The sequence below is a fragment of the Aurantiacibacter hainanensis genome (assembly GCF_036321025.1).
GTDB lineage: Bacteria > Pseudomonadota > Alphaproteobacteria > Sphingomonadales > Sphingomonadaceae > Alteraurantiacibacter > Alteraurantiacibacter hainanensis.
The window spans coordinates 363256-378711 of the sequence record NZ_JAZAPB010000001.1 but is presented as its reverse complement, the minus strand read 5'-3'; the positions used below and the strand labels follow the sequence as shown (position 1 = coordinate 378711).

The 15456-nt window shown below is 65.2% G+C and carries 17 protein-coding genes and 1 other RNA gene; 4 read left to right on the top strand and 14 right to left on the bottom strand.

Translation table 11 applies throughout. The annotated features are described in order from the left end of the window. The first annotated feature begins 208 nt into the window (after nt 1-208). The gene (locus AAA989_RS01905) at nt 209-505 is read left to right on the top strand and encodes a c-type cytochrome (protein WP_338240772.1); all 297 of its coding nucleotides are present in this window, start codon (nt 209-211) and stop codon (nt 503-505) included. Nucleotides 506-559: 54 nt separating this feature from the next. On the opposite strand, the gene AAA989_RS01900 is transcribed toward AAA989_RS01905, so the two are convergent. The 12 genes from AAA989_RS01900 to AAA989_RS01845 all read right to left on the bottom strand — a co-directional run bounded on the left by AAA989_RS01900 (nt 560) and on the right by AAA989_RS01845 (nt 13277). Next, nucleotides 560-1543, bottom strand: coding sequence for a VOC family protein (locus AAA989_RS01900; RefSeq protein WP_338240771.1), 984 nt, complete (start codon nt 1541-1543; stop codon nt 560-562). A 5-nt stretch (nt 1544-1548) separates the two neighbouring features. Then, on the bottom strand, nt 1549-3489 hold the full coding sequence (locus tag AAA989_RS01895) for an outer membrane protein assembly factor BamB family protein (protein ID WP_338240770.1): 1941 nt from the start codon (nt 3487-3489) through the stop codon (nt 1549-1551). Then, nucleotides 3486-4727 (bottom strand): FAD-dependent oxidoreductase, encoded by a 1242-nt coding sequence (locus tag AAA989_RS01890; RefSeq protein ID WP_338240769.1) that lies wholly within the window; start codon nt 4725-4727, stop codon nt 3486-3488. Before AAA989_RS01890 ends, AAA989_RS01895 begins: the two co-directional genes overlap by 4 nt. Then, complete coding sequence (locus tag AAA989_RS01885; RefSeq protein WP_338240768.1) at nt 4727-6853, bottom strand: PQQ-dependent dehydrogenase, methanol/ethanol family; 2127 nt, start codon at nt 6851-6853, stop codon at nt 4727-4729. Before AAA989_RS01885 ends, AAA989_RS01890 begins: the two co-directional genes overlap by 1 nt. A 96-nt stretch (nt 6854-6949) precedes the next feature. Beyond that, nucleotides 6950-7810 (bottom strand): kinase, encoded by an 861-nt coding sequence (locus AAA989_RS01880; protein ID WP_338240767.1) that lies wholly within the window; start codon nt 7808-7810, stop codon nt 6950-6952. Then, nucleotides 7807-8760, bottom strand: a complete 954-nt coding sequence (locus AAA989_RS01875; protein ID WP_338240765.1) for a 2-hydroxyacid dehydrogenase — start codon at nt 8758-8760, stop codon at nt 7807-7809. The genes AAA989_RS01880 and AAA989_RS01875 overlap by 4 nt, the downstream gene beginning before the upstream one ends. A gap of 4 nt (nt 8761-8764) precedes the next feature. Next, nucleotides 8765-9595 (bottom strand): beta-etherase, encoded by an 831-nt coding sequence (locus AAA989_RS01870; protein ID WP_338240764.1) that lies wholly within the window; start codon nt 9593-9595, stop codon nt 8765-8767. Between the two features lie 69 nt (nt 9596-9664). Then, nucleotides 9665-10582, bottom strand: coding sequence for a ketopantoate reductase family protein (locus AAA989_RS01865; RefSeq protein ID WP_338240763.1), 918 nt, complete (start codon nt 10580-10582; stop codon nt 9665-9667). Continuing rightward, on the bottom strand, nt 10579-11124 hold the full coding sequence (locus AAA989_RS01860) for an NUDIX hydrolase (RefSeq protein ID WP_338240762.1): 546 nt from the start codon (nt 11122-11124) through the stop codon (nt 10579-10581). Before AAA989_RS01860 ends, AAA989_RS01865 begins: the two co-directional genes overlap by 4 nt. Before the next feature lie 21 nt (nt 11125-11145). Further along, a complete protein-coding gene (locus AAA989_RS01855; RefSeq protein ID WP_338240761.1) occupies nt 11146-11820 on the bottom strand; it encodes a TPM domain-containing protein in 675 nt (224 codons plus the stop codon). A gap of 15 nt (nt 11821-11835) precedes the next feature. Beyond that, the gene (locus AAA989_RS01850) at nt 11836-12675 is read right to left on the bottom strand and encodes a TPM domain-containing protein (protein ID WP_338240760.1); all 840 of its coding nucleotides are present in this window, start codon (nt 12673-12675) and stop codon (nt 11836-11838) included. After that, the gene (locus tag AAA989_RS01845; protein ID WP_338240759.1) at nt 12672-13277 is read right to left on the bottom strand and encodes a LemA family protein; all 606 of its coding nucleotides are present in this window, start codon (nt 13275-13277) and stop codon (nt 12672-12674) included. The genes AAA989_RS01850 and AAA989_RS01845 overlap by 4 nt, the downstream gene beginning before the upstream one ends. 147 nt (nt 13278-13424) lie before the next feature. Between AAA989_RS01845 and mscL (AAA989_RS01840) the strand changes: the two genes are divergently transcribed. The 3 genes from mscL (AAA989_RS01840) to ssrA all read left to right on the top strand — a co-directional run bounded on the left by mscL (AAA989_RS01840) (nt 13425) and on the right by ssrA (nt 14839). Further along, complete coding sequence (mscL, locus tag AAA989_RS01840; RefSeq protein ID WP_338240758.1) at nt 13425-13895, top strand: large conductance mechanosensitive channel protein MscL; 471 nt, start codon at nt 13425-13427, stop codon at nt 13893-13895. Between the two features lie 77 nt (nt 13896-13972). Continuing rightward, a complete protein-coding gene (gene mscL, locus AAA989_RS01835) occupies nt 13973-14446 on the top strand; it encodes a large conductance mechanosensitive channel protein MscL (protein ID WP_338240757.1) in 474 nt (157 codons plus the stop codon). Nucleotides 14447-14495: 49 nt separating this feature from the next. Further along, nucleotides 14496-14839, top strand: a transfer-messenger RNA (tmRNA) gene (gene ssrA / locus AAA989_RS01830). Between the two features lie 69 nt (nt 14840-14908). Here the strand turns inward: ssrA and AAA989_RS01825 are convergent. Further along, nucleotides 14909-15091 (bottom strand): hypothetical protein, encoded by a 183-nt coding sequence (locus AAA989_RS01825; protein ID WP_338240755.1) that lies wholly within the window; start codon nt 15089-15091, stop codon nt 14909-14911. Nucleotides 15092-15141: 50 nt separating this feature from the next. Further along, nucleotides 15142-15393 carry a hypothetical protein gene (locus tag AAA989_RS01820; RefSeq protein WP_338242170.1) on the bottom strand — a complete coding sequence of 84 codons (252 nt, stop codon included), beginning with the start codon at nt 15391-15393 and terminating at the stop codon, nt 15142-15144. Between the last annotated feature and the right edge of the window lie 63 nt (nt 15394-15456).

The window sequence follows — 15456 nt, the reverse complement described above, 5'->3', positions numbered from 1 at the left end:
AATTTTTTAGCGGGTCGCAACACCCGATAAATCTGCGGTAAAGTTTGACTCTGTTAAATCACATATTGACTAGGGCCGAGATCGCACTGGCCCGCACATGAATTTTCGAAGGGGTTTGAGATAGATGGTTTTGTCCGCAAAGAATTTTGGCAAGTTGGCTCTCGTCGCACTCGGTGCGACTGCCCTGGCGTCTCCGTCCTTCACTCCGATGGCCCAGGAAGGTGAGGCCGCGGCAGAGGAAGTTGCTCCGCTGACGGACGCCCAGGTCGAATCCAGCCGCGCGCTGTTCAGCCAGTACGGTTGCGGCACCTGCCACAGCTTTGCCGACGCCAACGGATATGGCCACATCGGCCCCGCGCTGGACGGAAACGACACGCTGACCATCGCCTACGTCAACCAGATCATCAGCAACGGCCAGGGCGCGATGCCCAGCTTCGGTGGTATGGTGAGCGAGGAAGAGATCGAGGCGCTTTCGCAGTACATCGTGGAAAACAAGGCCGACTAGAATCGGACCCATAGTTTAGACGGGGGAGGGGGCTTTGCGGCCCCCTTTTTCGTATCAGTCGCCTGCCTGCTCCCGCGCGGTGCGCGAATTTGGGCCGACCTGCGCGAAATAGTTCGTCACCCCATCGGGATCGTTCAGCCACACGGTGGTGAGATCGAACCCGCGCAGGCGGTTGAGCGGGGTTTCCACCGCGATGTCGCGATGATCCGCCCTGGCAGCGGCCAGGGCCGCGTCGCGCACCACGTACTGGATGCCCGAACTGCCGGTATCGGCAGGCAGGCCCTCGGCTACCTCGTAGAGCAGCACGGTCGTCTCGTCGTGACGGTAGGGATAGAGGGTAAGGCCAAGCTGCCGCGACGTGACGGCGTCCAGCTCCTCCAGTCCCACGAAGTCTCGGTAGAATGCGCGCGATTCCTCCAGATCCGACACCGCGATGCCGACGCCGATGCCGTCATCGGATCGATCCTTCGCCTCGGGATCGATCGCGATCAGGATGGATAGTCCCGCCGGATCGGTAACGAGTGCTGCGGGGAAGCCGTCGGCTTGCGTGAATTCGGGTTCGGGCAGGCCCGCCTCGGCGAACCGCTCGCGCACGATGTCGGCATCCGGGTAGGTGAAGCGAAGGTAGCGAATACCGGTTCCGCCCTTGAGCCCGCCGGAAAGATCGTAGCTGCGATCCCCCTGCTGCCCGGCGGAAAGTTTCACCTGTCCGCTTCCCACACCCGTCAGGATCATCTGCTGCGTATCGGTAAGCTGGATCGGATTGAGCGATCGCAGGCCCAGCGCGTTGACGTAGAAATTCACCATTTCCTCGGTCAGGTCGCGCGGGAAGCGGCGAAAGACGTTCATCGAATCCTGCACGAACATGTCGCCGTTGTCGTCGCGCAGCTGGGCTTCGGTAAGCTCGCCCGGCTCATAGGCCAGGTCGCCGCTGGTATCGAGCAGCGCGCCTTCGGGCGTGCGCACGCCTTCCTCCTGCGCGGTGGCGGTGCAGGCCACCAGGGCGGTGGCGACAAGTGACGTGAATGCGAGGCGCATGACGATCAATCCTCCGGAAGGGCCCAGGTAATCAGGCTCTCGTTGTTCAGCGGGCCGTCCGGCCCCATTTGCGGCGGGCCGAAGCCCGATCCCGCGGCCACGACGGCGATATACTGGCGCCCGTCCGCGCCGCGATAGCTCATCGGAACCGTGTTGGCGGCGTAATCGAGCTTCTCTTCCCATACCACTTCGCCGGTGGCGGAGTCGAAGGCGCGGAATATCCCGTCCGAGGTCGCGCCGATGAAGACGAGGCCGCCCGCCGTCACCATCGGCCCGCCGAAGGTGTTGTTGGAGCCCGTATCCTGCTTGTCCTCGCCCAGTTCGGGCGTGGTGCCGAGCTTCGATGCCCAGGCGATTTCGCCGGTGTTGGCATCCACGGCGACGAGGCGACCCCACGGCGGGCGGATGCAGGGCAGGTTGACCTGCTGGCCGTCCTCGTCGGTGAAACTGGCGGAGAAGCTGGAATAGGCGCCCGGTCCGCTCAGCGATCCGCGATCGTATTCTTGCGACGATGCAGCGGTTCCGCGGCCGTAGTCGCCTTCCGGATCGCGCTCCTCGATCCAGCCGATCGAACCGCTCTCGCTGGTGTTGACGAAAACGTAGCCGGTGGTGGGATCCGCCGCGCTGCCGCCCCAGTTCGAACCGCCGTTGTGCGGTAGGTTGATGGAGGCGCGCGGGGGATCGCCTTCCTCGTGCAGGAAGAACGGCGTGAACGGCCCGGCATTGAAGAAACTGCCCCCATAGCTGTCGAGCAGGGCGTGGCAGGCCGCGACGTGCTCCGCGTTGGTATCCGCTTCCGTCACGACGTCGTCCGGCGTCCACCACATGCGCGAAAGCGGCTCGGGCGCGACGGGGATCGGCTGGGTGGGGGAATACCATTCGCCCGGCACGTCGGCCCGTGCCACCAGCATTTCGTTCACCCCGTGCACCGGCTCTCCCGTGCGGCGGTCGAGGATGTACATCAGGCCGGGCTTCCCGGTCTGGGCGAGGGCGGGAATCGTCTCGCCGTCCTTCTCGACGTCCACCAGCACCGGCGGGGCGGGCAGGTCCCAGTCCCAGAGGTCGTGATGGATGGTCTGGAAGTGCCAGCGGTACTCGCCCGTGCGGGCATCCAGCGCGAGGATGGAATTGCCGAACAGGTTGTCGCCCGGCCGGTCGCCGCCGTAATAGTTGGGGGCGGGGCTGCCGAGCGTCATGTAGATCAGGCCGCGCTCGACATCGCCGGTCATGTACCAGACCCACATGTTGTTGCCGGGCCTGTCGCGCCAGCCCTCGTCCAGCCATGTCTCGTGCCCGATCTCGCCGGGCTGCGGCACGGTGTTGAAATCCCACAGCAGCTCGCCCGTCCGCGCGTCGTAACCCTTGGAATTGCCGAGCGGCCCGGTGGGCAGTTCGGGAGTCGAGGCACCGATCACCAGCACGTCGCCGAAGATGCTGGGCGGATAGGAATAGCGAACCTCGAACCCGACGCGGCCGTTGTCGCCGAAGGTCTCCACGATCTCGCCCGTTTCGGCGCTGATGGCGACGATCTCGTTACCGCCGTTGTAATACAGCCGCGCTCCCGTCTCGCCGTCGCCCGCCCAGTAGGTGACGCGGCGGCGGACCGTGGTGTTCTGGATGGCATGGCGCCAGATCTCGCGGCCCGTGTGCGCTTCCAGCGCCACCACCGAATCGCCCAGCGGCAGGTACATGATGCCGTCCACCACGCTGGGCACGGTGCCCGCCAGGATGAATCCGCCGCCTTGCGGTCGCAGGCGGAATTCCCAGGCGCGTTCCAGCTGGTCCACGTTGTCGCGGGTGATGTCGGCGAGCGGCGCATAACGCTGGCCCGCGTGGTTGCGCGCATAGTGCGGCCAGTCGCCGTCCGCCGGTTCCTGCTGCGCCAGGGCGGGGAAGGCCAGCGACAGCGCGGCAGCGCCGGCAAGAAGTGGGCGAAGTCTCGTCAATGGATCTGTCCTTGTCTTCCGCTGATGTCGATGGCGACACGGTTGCTGGGATCGGCATCGGCCCAGCGGCTGGCGGGGCGGAGGGTATCGCCGATCACCTTGTAGGCGAACAGCATCAGCAGCGCCCCGCTTTCGGGGTTCGTCCCCAGCGCGCGGACATGCTCGAGGTCACGCTTGCGCGCCTCCATGTCGCTTTCCTGCAGCATCCGCTTGTTCTCGGTGGCGGCGGGGGAGACGACCTCCCAGAAGATCCGCCGCCGCTCGTCGGAAAACCGGTCGAGGATCGCTTCGTCCTCCTCGCCGCGCAGCACCGCTCCCAGCACGTCGGCCAGCACGACGCCCGTCCACACGCCCGAGGTCAGGCCAAGTCCGCCGCACGGGTTGGTGGCATGGGCGGCATCGCCCGCCAGCAGCACGCGCCCCTTGCGCAGCGTCTCGCCCGCGCGCTGGTGCAGCATGTAGGGGCTGGAGGAGACGATCTCGTAATCCTTGCGTCCCTGCATGAACCATTCGTAGCGCTGGTGAATCCGGTCCTCGTAGCTTTCCAGCGGCAGGGCGGCATCCTCCATGTAGGTGCAACGCCACAGCCCCTCGCGGTCTAGCTGCGCGATCACCGCCATGTTCACCGGATCGCAGACGAAGTTCGCCTGCTGGTATCCCAGCTCCTGGAAAGGGAATTTCACGTTGGTGGCGACGAAGCGTTCGGGCCAGGTGTGGCCTTCGAATTCGATCCCCGCCAGCTTGCGCACGGTGCTGCGCGCGCCGTCTGCGCCGATCAGCCAGCGGGCGCGAAAGTCCGTGCCCCCGGCGGTCACAGTCACGCCGTCGCCGTCCTCGGCAATGGCGGTGACCTCGTGATCGAACAGCACCTCCACGCCCAGTTTCTGCGCGTGCTCCATGGCCACGCGCGCCACGTCATGCTGGCCGGCGTGCAACTGGTAATCGAAGGGAATGCCCTCCACCGGCCTCGTCTCCACCACCGAGTGGTAGTCGAATTCGGGTATGTGCGTGCCGAAGGTGCGGTTGGTGAAGCCGATCTCCAGCAATTCGTCGAGGATGCCCAGTTCTTTCAGGATGATCAGCGTCGAGGGGAAATAGACCGCCGCGCGCGGGCTGTTGATGATGTGCGGTTCCTTTTCCAGCACCCGCACGCTGGCGCCTGTCTGCGCCAGCGCAAGGGCGGTGAGCATGCCCACCGGCCCCGCGCCCACGATCACGACATCGGTTGCTTCAGCCACTATTCGCTGTCCTCTTCCGCCCGGCGCGCGGCCTCGCTCAAGACATAGGCGCGGATCGCCTCGCTCTGTTCGGCATCGATCCATGGCGCGAAGCTGACCATGCCGTTATCCGACAGCGCGCCGTCCATCACCACGGCGTTCCATGCCCGCGCATCGGTGGCATAGACACTGCGCATCAGGTTCGGATTGACAGGGCCGTTGTGGCAGATCGTGCAGAAGCCAAGATAGGCCTCCTGTCCCATGGCGACGGTTTCCGCGCTGAACGTCTCGCCGGTCGCGACATAGGGCGGAGGCTCGTGCGGAGGCAGAGGATCGTATTCCCCCTCGCCGTCCAGCTTGAAGACGAACAACATGCCGTTGGGCGGAGGGCGGCGCATCCAGTCGGCCTGGCTGGCCATGCCCATCGAACCGCCGTAGCCCGCCACCACCGCGATGTACTGCGTGCCATCCACCGCATAGGAGATGCCGCCCGCCACGATGCCGCGCTGCCCGTCGAAGCTCCACAGATGCTCGCCGTCGCGCGCGTCGTAGGCGTTGAAGGTGCCATCGGGCAGGCCCTGGAACACCAGGTTGCCGGCAGTCGCCAGCGTGCCGCCGTTCCACGGCCACTCGCGCTCGATGCTCCAGCGCGCTTCCTGCGCCACCGGGTCCCAGGCCACCAGCGTGCCCTTGGTATTGGCGGTGACATAGGCGCGGCGCGCCTCGGGCGTGTCGCCGGGCACCAGCCCCTCCGGCGGGGTGAGGAAGATGACGCCGGTATTCCAGCGCCCGATGTTCCGCGTGTAGTTCACATCGTCCATGTAGGCCGACGGGGTCTGCATGGCGGGAATGTAGACAAGGCCCGTCTGCGGCGAATAGCTCATCGGATGATAGGCATGGGCGCCAAGGCCGCTCGGGGTGACGAGGTAGGGCGCGTCGGCAAAACGTGCCTCGGGAATTTCCACCGGGCGCCCCGTTTCAAGGTCGATACGCTCGGCCCAGTTCTGCTCGGCATAGGGCTCCGCGCTCAGCAGCGAGCCATCGCGCCGGTCGAGCACGTAGAAGAAGCCGTTCTTGGGAGCCTGCATCACCACCGGCACGCTTTCGCCGTCCACGTCCATGTCGGTCAGCGTCATCTGCTGGGTGGCGGTGAAATCCCAGGTCTCGCCGGGGTTCTGCTGGTAGTGCCAGTTGTAGGCCCCGGTGTCGGGATCAAGCGAGAGGATCGAGGCGAGGAACAGGTTGTCGCCCTTGCCGTCGCTGCGCGCGCGGTGGTTCCACGGCGAACCGTTGCCCACGCCCACCAGCAACTGGTCCAGCTCGGCGTCGTAGACGATGGAATCCCACACGGTGCCGCCGCCGCCCATTTCCCACCATTTGCCTGACCACGTTTCGGCGGCGAATTCCTCGAACACGGCATCGGAAGCCGCGCCATCGGGGCCGTCCGCCGGATTGCCCGGAACGGTGTAGAAGCGCCAGACCTGCTCCCCGGTGTCGGCATCGTAGGCACCCAGATAGCCCCGCACGCCCAGCTCCGCGCCCGAATTGCCGATGATCACCTTGTCCTTCACCACGCGCGGCGCGCTGGTGATGGTGTAGGGCTGTTCCTGATCTACGGTGACGACGTCCCACAGCTCATCACCCGTGGCGGCGTCCAGCGCCACAAGCCGCCCGTCGATCGTGCCGACGAAGACCTTGCCCTCCCACACAGCCACGCCGCGGTTCACCACGTCGCAGCAGGCATGCGCGCCTTTCGCGCCGTCCACTTGCGGGTCGTAGAACCACAGCTGTTCACCCGTGGCAGCATCCAGCGCCATGACTTTCGACCACGCGGTGGAGACATACATCACGCCGTCGACCACGATGGGTGTGGCCTCCTGCCCCCGGTTGGTATCGAACTCGACCGCATAGGCGAGGCTCAGGCGCCCGATGTTCTCGCTGTTGATCTGGTCCAGCGGGCTGAAGCGGTCCTCGCTCCACGTGCGGCCGTGGGCCATCCAGTTGGCGGGATCGCTGTCGGCATCCAGCAGGCGGGCCTGCGTGACATTGCCTGCGCCCGCAGCGCTCGCTTCCAGATCGCCGCAAGCGGCAGTGGCCAGCGCAAGGGGGCCGAGAATCAAAGCGGTGACAAGACGCCCTGCGGACATGAACGAATTTCCTCCCCGATGCGCGCCTGTCTGCGACGCGTCACCTTCCGGCCGGGCAGACTATGGCGGAAGCGCGCATGAGTCCATCGGGCAAAGTCAATCTTCGCCGGTGTCTCTCGGTCTCTGGTCCGGCCCTATGGGTATCACCACGTCGGCGCGGTCGGGCATTTCTGCAAGCATGTGCCGGGTCAGCCGCTCGTAATGCGCGCAGAAGCGGTCCAGCGCCTCTGCATCCATCAGGCCCGGCGCATCGGGATCGGCGGCGCGCAGCTTGTCTTCCTGCAGGGCGCGATTGCGGCGCACGGCTGCGAAATCGTCGACCTTCAGCATGATCAGCAGGTCGATCTGCTCGAACAGGCGGGCGTAGTCTTCCGACAGCCAGTGGTTCACCAGTCCGCGCCAGATACCCTCCGGGTCTTCCTGCCGTTCCAGATCGTTGACCGGTTCGGCGAGAGCTTCGGCATCCTGCGGTTTCGCGCCGACGCACCAACCCTCCAGCAGCAGCACGTCGACCGGTCCGGTGATGCGGGTGCCGTCTTCGGCGCGGTCGTCCTTGCCCTTGTCGAAGCGCGGCAGGTCCAGCTCGCGGCCCGCCAGCATGTCCTCGATGATGCCGAGGCCCATGGCGACGGCGTGGGTGCCGGGAACGCCGCGCGTGGCGAACAGGGGATGCACGTTCTTCGCCAGTTCCTGCCGCTCGCTCCGGGTGAGGTAGAGGTCGTCGAGCGAGAGGGTGACGGCGCGGATCTGGCGGCGGGCAAGCAGCACTTCCAGGAACTTGCACAGCGTTGTCTTGCCGGATCCTTGCGCCCCGTTGATGCCCACCACTAGCGGCGCGCGGGCGGCGGGAAAGCGGGCGATGCGCGTCGCCAGCGGCTGCCAATGCTGCTCCACGATCTGGCGATAGTCGGCGGGGAGACCCTCGGCGGCGATCAGGTCGTCGATCGGGTCGCTCATGCCACGCAGTCCGGCAGGGCCTTTCCGGCGGCGAATGCCTCGATATTGGCGAGCGCGCGCATGCCCATCGCCTCGCGCGTCTCGGCGTTCGCGCTGCCGAGGTGCGGCAGCAGGACGACGTTCTCGAGATCGAGCAGGGCCTCGGGCACCTCGGGCTCGTGCGGATAGACATCGAGGCCAGCGCCCGCGAGATGACCGGCTTTCAGTGCGGCGGCGAGGGCATCGTGATCCACCACACCGCCACGCGCGGTGTTGATCAGGTAGCTTCCCGGCTTCATCGTCGCCAGGGCATCTGCGTCGATCAGGTTCTCGGTTTCCGCGCCGCCCGGCACGTGCAGCGAAACGAAATCCGATTTCGCCAGCAGATCGGGCAGGGCGGGGCAGAACTCGGCATCCAGCGCCGCCGCCTCGTCCCTGGCTTGCCTTGCGTAGTAGGCGATCTTCATGCCGAAGCCGTGCCGCGCCCGTTCGGCGGTCGCCTGTCCGATGCGGCCGAAGCCGACGACGCCCAGCACCTTGTCCTTCAACGCGCTGCCGATCAGGTGGGTGGGGCGCCAGCCGCTCCAGTTCCCGGCGCGCAGTTCACGTTCTCCTTCGCCCGCTCGGCGGGCGGCCATCAGGATCAGCGTCATCGCGAGATCTGCTGTGGCGTCGGTGAGAACGCCGGGGGTGTTCGTCACGGCCACGTCGCCCGCTTTCGCTGCCGCCACGTCGATATGGTCGAAGCCGACGCCGTAGTTGGCGATCAGCCTGCACCTGTCCCCGCCCGCGATCACATCGGCGTCGATCCTGTCGGACACGGTGGGGGCCAGAACGTCGAACTCCCCCATGGCCGAGGCAAGATCGGCCTGGCTCAGCGGCTGGTCGCTCTCGTTCAGAACGACGTCGAACCGCTCGCGCAGCGCGCGTTCGACGGGTTCGGGCCAGCGGCGGGTCACGAGAATGCGCATACGATCAGTCCGGCTTGCCGATCTTCGCGGTTTCGGCGCTGGTCGATGCCGGGCCGGTGTTGCGCTTGAAGATGCCGCCTAGTCCGGCGTCGCGCACGAACAGGTCCGGATCCCCTTCGCGCTGTTCGAGGCCGAAGATGGGGAACAGGCCGGGGTGCTCCCCCAGGCCCCCGTAGAGGGCGCATACCCGCTCGTACCAGCCGCGCAAAGGATCGTCCGCCGCCAGCGCCGGTGTCTGCGCCAGCGATGCGAGCCACAGGAACCCGCCGATGATGCGGTAGTCGGCGTAGTTCGGGCTGCTGCCGCCCAGGAAATCGCTGTTGCGGAGCGCCAGCCTCAACGGTTCCAGCGCGGCGGAAATAGCGGGCAGGCGATCCTCGCGCCCGGCCTGGATATCCTCCAGCTTGCCGCCCAGCATCACCGCGCGCGAGCTGGTGACGTATTCCTTGTCGTGCTCGAAACAGACGTTGCGATAGTCGGCGCAGTAGGAGCGCATCCACGGCCCCACCGCCGTGCTCCAGAACCACGCGTCCAGCGCCTGGATCATCACCGCCACGCTTTCGTGCGGGATCAGCGGCGGCGCGTCGGGATAGGTTTCGTCGAGGTATTCGACGATGCCCCAGCTATCGAGCACCCATTTTCCGTCGTCGACGATGGCGGGCAGGCGCTCGGTCCTGCCGCCGGTGCGTTCCATGATGCCGGTGAAGCCGCCGTCCACCACGTCGAGGTCCAGCCCCTTGTGCTTCACCGCGAACTTGGTGGCCCAGACGAACGGGCTGATGGTGGCCCCGGTCGAAACCTGCAGATCGTAGAAAGTGACGCTCCTTGTCGCCATCCGAATGCCTCCTCATCCTCCGGTGCGGAGTGTGTGCTAGCCACTCTCCAGACAAAGTCAAAGTGTCGTTCAGGAAAGCTTGGCCTCTTCCAGCCTCACGAGGTGCCACAGGGTCTGCGTGACAGGGGCGGAAAGGCTCTGTTCCTGCGCCGCTTCCACGATGGCGCCGTTGATCGCGTCGATCTCCGTCCGCCTGCCCGCCTTCATGTCCTGCAACATGCTCGCCTCGTGATCGGCGTGGTCGGTCATGCTGGTCTGGGTCAGGTTGAGGATTGGCGTCGCGTCGATGTCCACGCCTGCGGCACGAGCCGTGGCTACCCCCTCCCTCACGACTGCCTCGATGGTGTCGCGCGCCTCCCGGTTCGCGCCAAGGAAGCCGGGCGTGCGGCGGGTGAGGGCGCACAGCGGGTTCATCGCGGCATTGAAGATAGCCTTGGACCAGATCGCCTCGTGAATCTGGGGATCCAGCACGGTTTCGAGCCCGCCTTCCGACAGCATGGCCGCGATGCGTGTCGCCATCGCGGTATCGCTGCCGAACGCCGGGGAAAGCTTCGAATAACCCTCCCCGTGGCTGCGGATGCGCCCCGGACCGACCATGTCGCTCGGCAACATGCTGGCCCCGACCATCACGCGTTCGTCGGCAACGAAGCCCGCCAGCCGCCGGTCGTTGCCAAGCCCGTTCTGGAGACTGAGCAGGTGGGTATCGTCCCCGATCGCGGCGGCAATACCCTCCAGTGCGGCAGCGGTGTGGAAGGTCTTGGTGAAGACCAGCACCAGGTCGACCGGATCGGTCACAGCCTCGGGCAGGGCGGCGCGGATCGGCAGGCGTTCCACGCCGCCGCGCAGATCGACCTCGAGGCCATTCGCATTGATCGCGTCGATGTGTTCGCGGTTCACGTCCACCAGAGTCACCTCGGCGCCAGCGCGGTGAAAGGCGGCGCCGAACAGGCAGCCCATGGCTCCCGATCCCAATACGATGACCTTCACGTGCAATCTCCCAGCAGATGCGGACCCAGTGCCAGCAGCATGCGCGTATCGACGCCAATGCCGCGCGCGCGGAAGTCTTCGATCACCTGCGGGAACTCGGCCAGCTTCACCCGGTGGACGGTGATGTCCTCCCCATCCGTGCCCCCGCCGGGGCCGACCCTGGTCAGCCCGGTGGCCTTCAGCAGCGTGAAGCTTTCGCTCACCATGCCGGGGGAGGAGAAGAAGTCGCCGCAGTCCTGCCAGTGCGCGGCGGCATAGCCGGTTTCCTCCTCGAGCTCGCGCTTCGCGGCATTCAGGGGATCGTCGTCTTCGCCGCCGTCATCGTCGCCGATCAGGCCCGCGGGCAGTTCGAGACACCGTTGGCCCAGCGGTACGCGGTACTGCTCAACCAGCAGGATCTCGCCGTTCTCGACCGCCAGGATCACCGCGGCCCGGATGCTGTTGGCGCGGCCCGCATATTCCCAGCGCCCGCGCCTCTTGGCGACGATCCACTTGCCCTGCCAAACTATTTCCTCGGGTGCGTCGGCGTCGGGCGTGCTCATGACAGCCGGGCTATCCGAGCCTTACAGTTCGATCAAGCGATCCGGCAGTTCGTTGGTATCATCGTCGCGGCGGGGGAAGTGCGGAGCCAGCACCTGGCCCACGTCGCGCACGCCCGCCGCGATGCCCTCGGCGATGCAGCCCTTGCGGATCTCGTCCAGCATGTCGGCCATGGCCTCTCCCCATACTTCCGCTTCCACCTTCTCGTGGATCGGCTCGTCCGCGACGATCTCTGCCCGGTGCTCGCGCATGGAAAGATACAGCAGGACGCCGGTGCGCCCGTGGGTCCGCCCGTCGGCGCCGACCTTGAAATGACGGATGGCACGCTGGCGCACGCGCTGTTGCTTGACCGGGCGCGGGACAAGGGCGAACCGGATCGCCGGCGCCAGCTGCACCAGCCACATGGCGATGAAGGCGATCAGGCCCAGCGCGATGGTCATGGTGGCGGTTTCGCCGGTGGTCCATTCATGCTCCCACCCGCCTGCCAGCCGATCCCACAGATCGAGGAAGGGGCGGGGCACGAAGGCGAAGGCGCTCATCGCGGTGAAGGCGACGGCCGCCGCCCAGGTGAGGGCAATGTCGGAATAGTCGTCGGATCGCTCGGCCAGGACAGGCACGATCTCGCCGCTGGTGTTCGCTTCCGCCTCGGCCACCGCGTCGGAGACGATCTTGTGCTGCGCTTCGTTCAGTATGGGCATCTGACCAGCCTCGCCTTACCAGCCACCGGAGGCGCCGCCGCCTCCGAAAGAGCCGCCACCGCCCCCGAAGCCGCCACCGCCGCCGAAGCCGCCACCGCCGCCCCAGCCGCCCCCGCCGTCGATACCGCGGGCGATGGCCTTGCCCGCTTCCCACAGCATGATGTCGCCCACCACGCCGCCGACGCCGCCACGGCGATAGCGTCGCCGCTTGCCGCCGCCCAGCATCGGGAGGATGAAGAAGAAGAATATGAAACCCAGCCAGATCAGCGTTCCGATGGGGAAGCCGCCGTCGCTCTGGCGCTGCTCGGTGGCCTGCTGGGCCACCTGCGCTGCTTCCTCGGGCGGCAGTTCAAGCTGCTGGATGATCTGGTTGGCACCCCATTCTATCCCGGCGGAATAATCGCCGTCGCGGAAATAGGGCTTCATCCCCTCGATATATTCGAAGGCCAGGCCGTCTGGAATGATGCCCTCCAGGCCATAGCCGACCTCGACCCGCATCCGCCGCTCGTTCGGCGCGACGAGCAGGATGACGCCATCGTCGTTCTCGGCATCGCCAAGGCCCCATTCGCGGCCCAGCTGGTAGCCGTATTCCTCGATCTCGTAGCCGTCGAGGCTGTCCACCGTGGCGACGACGAACTGACGCTGGTTCTCTTCCTCGAACCGGTCGAGCTGTTGAGTCAGTCGGGCCTCGGTCGCCTCGTCGATGATGTTCGCCTCGTCCACCACGGGCGCGGTGCCGCGCTCGGGGAAGGAGGGCTGGGCGGCAGCAAGGCTCGCCCAGCACGGCGCCACCAGGACGCCGAGCAGGACTGAGATGTGCCGCAGATGCGGACGAGGAGTTGCTGTCAGCCTCACTCGCCGCGCATGTCGAGTTCGGGCGCGACTTCGGCGCCTTCGGTCACGGCCTCGTAGGGCACCATCGGTTCCGCTCCGTGGATGATGTTCGCGCCGATCGTATCGGGGAAGGTGCGGATCGTGGTGTTATACTGGCGCACGGCCTCGTTGTAGTCGCGAATGGCCACGGCAATCCGATTTTCGGTGCCTTCGAGCTGCGTCATGAAGCGACCGAAATTGTCCTGGCTGCGCAGCTGGGGATATTGCTCGACCGAGACGAGAAGGCGGGACAGCGCGCCGCCGAGTTCGCTCTGCGCCTGGCTGTAGCGCTGCATGGCTTCCGGATCGTTCAGGTCGTCCTCGTCCAGTTGGATTTCCGGCCGCGTTGCCGAGGCGCGCGCCTCGATCACCGCGTTCAGTGTCTCGCGCTCTTCCTCGGCAGAGCTCATCACGATTTCCTGAAGGTTGGGAATCAGGTTGGCGCGGCGCTGGAACTGCGCCTCCACGTCGGCCCACTTGGCCTTCGCATTCTCCTCTGCCGCGGGCACCGAGTTGATGCCGCACGATGCCAGCGCGATGCTGCCGACAATCAGGGTGGCCGCCTTGGCCATGCGCGTGAACATGTTCGTGATCCCTCCAGAGAACGTGGTGTGTTGCCTATATAGCACGGTGATGCGAGCGTTCAAGGACAGTCGGGCGATTGCAAGCGGGAAAAACCCTTGCCAATCCGCGTTGCAGCCTAGCGCAACACGAAGGGGATTTTCGCAATCATGTTCACCGAATTCAAGAAATTCATCGCTCGCGGCAACGTGCTGGACCTGGCCGTGGGCGTCATCATCGGCGCGGCCTTCGGACGCATCGTCACGTCGCTCAACGAAAGCATGATCATGCCGGTTATCGGCTGGATCTTCGGCGATATCGACTTTTCCAACTGGTTCATCCTGCTGGGCGAGGTTCCTGCCGATTACGATGGCAGCCTGACCAACTACGCCGAGCTGAAAGAGGCGGGCGTGGCGATGATCGGCTATGGCGATTTCATCACTCAGACGGTGGACTTCCTCATCATCGCCCTGGCGCTGTTCTTCATCCTTCGCACCGTGAACCGTGTGCTGGACGAGATGCAGGAGAAGCAGAAGCAGGCAAGCGACAGTTCGAAGGAAGGTGACATTCCCACCGATCCGCAGCTGGACGTGCTCAAGGAAATCCTCGCCGAGATGCGCCGGGAGAAGGCCGCGGCCTAGGCCGCACTTCACAACAAATGTTGATTGGGGCAGGGTCGTCCCTTCTGTTCAACGGGATCACGAAGGGGACTCCAGCCGTGCTTAACGATTTCAAGGCCTTCATCGCCAAGGGCAACGTGATGGAACTGGCCGTGGCGGTGATCATCGCCGGGGCATTCGCACTGATCGTGGCCAGCATGACCGCCGACATAATCATGCCGATCGTCGGTGCGGTGTTCGGAAATGTGGATTTCAGCGACAAGTACATCGTGCTGGCGGGCGGCGACGTGATCGAACCGGGCATGTCGCTGGAAGCCGCGCGGGAAGCGGGGGCCAACGTGCTGGCCTGGGGCAACTTCGTCTCCACCGTGATCAACTTCCTGATCCTGGCTTTCGTGATCTTCCTGCTCGTCCGCTATACCAAGAAGGTGCAGGAACGGTTCGAGAAGAAGGAAGAGGCAGCCGCGGCGGAGGAGCCCGCCGGCCCGACCGAGATCGAGCTGCTGACCGAGATTCGCGACACGCTGAAGGGCGGGGCGCCTGCTGCGCCGGGCAAGGGCCCCATGGGGTAGGTTCCGGACCGGGGCGTGACCCATGCTGTCCGCTCCCTGTCCGTCGCTGTCACTTCACATTAAGCGATTATCGCCTATATGAGTCGTGCTCGCTTCGGCGGGCTATGGCGATAAATTGCGCCGTGCAATAGGTACAGCGGACCCGGGGGCAGTACCCGGCGGCTCCACCAAAATCCGCGGTTTTCCGCGGGTCCTGACGGGGCCGAACCAGGATCGACGTGTGCTGAAAGACGGTGTTTTTGCTCGGGCTGAGTACCCCGTAAAACTGTTCAAAACACACAAGTGCCAACGATAACGAAGCACTCGCAATCGCTGCGTAATTTGATGTCCTAACGGACTGAATTTACAAAGCTAAAGCGCGGTTGGACCCACCGGGCAACAGAAGCGGATTCCGGGGCTCCGGGGGTAGCTAGCAACAGAAACCCCCACCCCAACTTTCCAGATTACATGAATTCTTTGGCCCTAACTGTGGCTTCGGGCGAAGCGCATCGAGGCAATGAAGACTATGCCGGCCACCAGCCAGCCAATGATCTCCGGTATCGAGCTATCTAACGCTTCGCCGAGTGATGTTCCGACAAAGATGACGCCGAGCATAAAAATGATCGAGGCTGCGAAACAGCCACAGCCTGTCAGGGTGACGGGCATGAAGCTCATCCCGCCTGCCAAGCTGTCGAACAGTTTTCGTGAAGGTTTACTCAAAACTTCTCGGGGATCGCCTTGCGCGCTTCCGCCTCGGCGCGTTCGTATTTCAGGCAGTCGAGGATCTTCGCGCCGCCCAGGAATACAGCGCCGCTGCAGGCCGCCATCAGCATGTAGCCGCCCCAGCCTGGATACTGCTCCAGATAGTGCGTGCCGCGGTCCATGGCGCCCAGCGCCAAGGCGTAGATGATGAGAAAGGCTTCCCAGCGGGTCTTGATCTTGAACAGTCGGGAGATCTTTTTCAGCATCATGCACCTTTCTTAACGCATGTCGTCGCAACTACCGTGCCAAGCACGTAGTTCCGCCGTTTT

Bases quoted from the DNA above. Each gene is read 5' to 3' on its own strand.
- AAA989_RS01905 (WP_338240772.1), top strand. From the start codon at position 209: ATGGCCCAGGAAGGTGAGGCCGCGGCAGAGGAAGTTGCTCCGCTGACG.
- AAA989_RS01900 (WP_338240771.1), bottom strand. From the start codon at position 1,543: ATGCGCCTCGCATTCACGTCACTTGTCGCCACCGCCCTGGTGGCCTGC.
- AAA989_RS01885 (WP_338240768.1), bottom strand. From the start codon at position 6,853: ATGTCCGCAGGGCGTCTTGTCACCGCTTTGATTCTCGGCCCCCTTGCG.
- AAA989_RS01880 (WP_338240767.1), bottom strand. From the start codon at position 7,810: ATGAGCGACCCGATCGACGACCTGATCGCCGCCGAGGGTCTCCCCGCC.
- AAA989_RS01875 (WP_338240765.1), bottom strand. From the start codon at position 8,760: ATGCGCATTCTCGTGACCCGCCGCTGGCCCGAACCCGTCGAACGCGCG.
- AAA989_RS01870 (WP_338240764.1), bottom strand. From the start codon at position 9,595: ATGGCGACAAGGAGCGTCACTTTCTACGATCTGCAGGTTTCGACCGGG.
- AAA989_RS01860 (WP_338240762.1), bottom strand. From the start codon at position 11,124: ATGAGCACGCCCGACGCCGACGCACCCGAGGAAATAGTTTGGCAGGGC.
- AAA989_RS01855 (WP_338240761.1), bottom strand. From the start codon at position 11,820: ATGCCCATACTGAACGAAGCGCAGCACAAGATCGTCTCCGACGCGGTG.
- AAA989_RS01845 (WP_338240759.1), bottom strand. From the start codon at position 13,277: ATGTTCACGCGCATGGCCAAGGCGGCCACCCTGATTGTCGGCAGCATC.
- mscL (WP_338240758.1), top strand. From the start codon at position 13,425: ATGTTCACCGAATTCAAGAAATTCATCGCTCGCGGCAACGTGCTGGAC.
- AAA989_RS01825 (WP_338240755.1), bottom strand. From the start codon at position 15,091: ATGCCCGTCACCCTGACAGGCTGTGGCTGTTTCGCAGCCTCGATCATT.
- AAA989_RS01820 (WP_338242170.1), bottom strand. From the start codon at position 15,393: ATGCTGAAAAAGATCTCCCGACTGTTCAAGATCAAGACCCGCTGGGAA.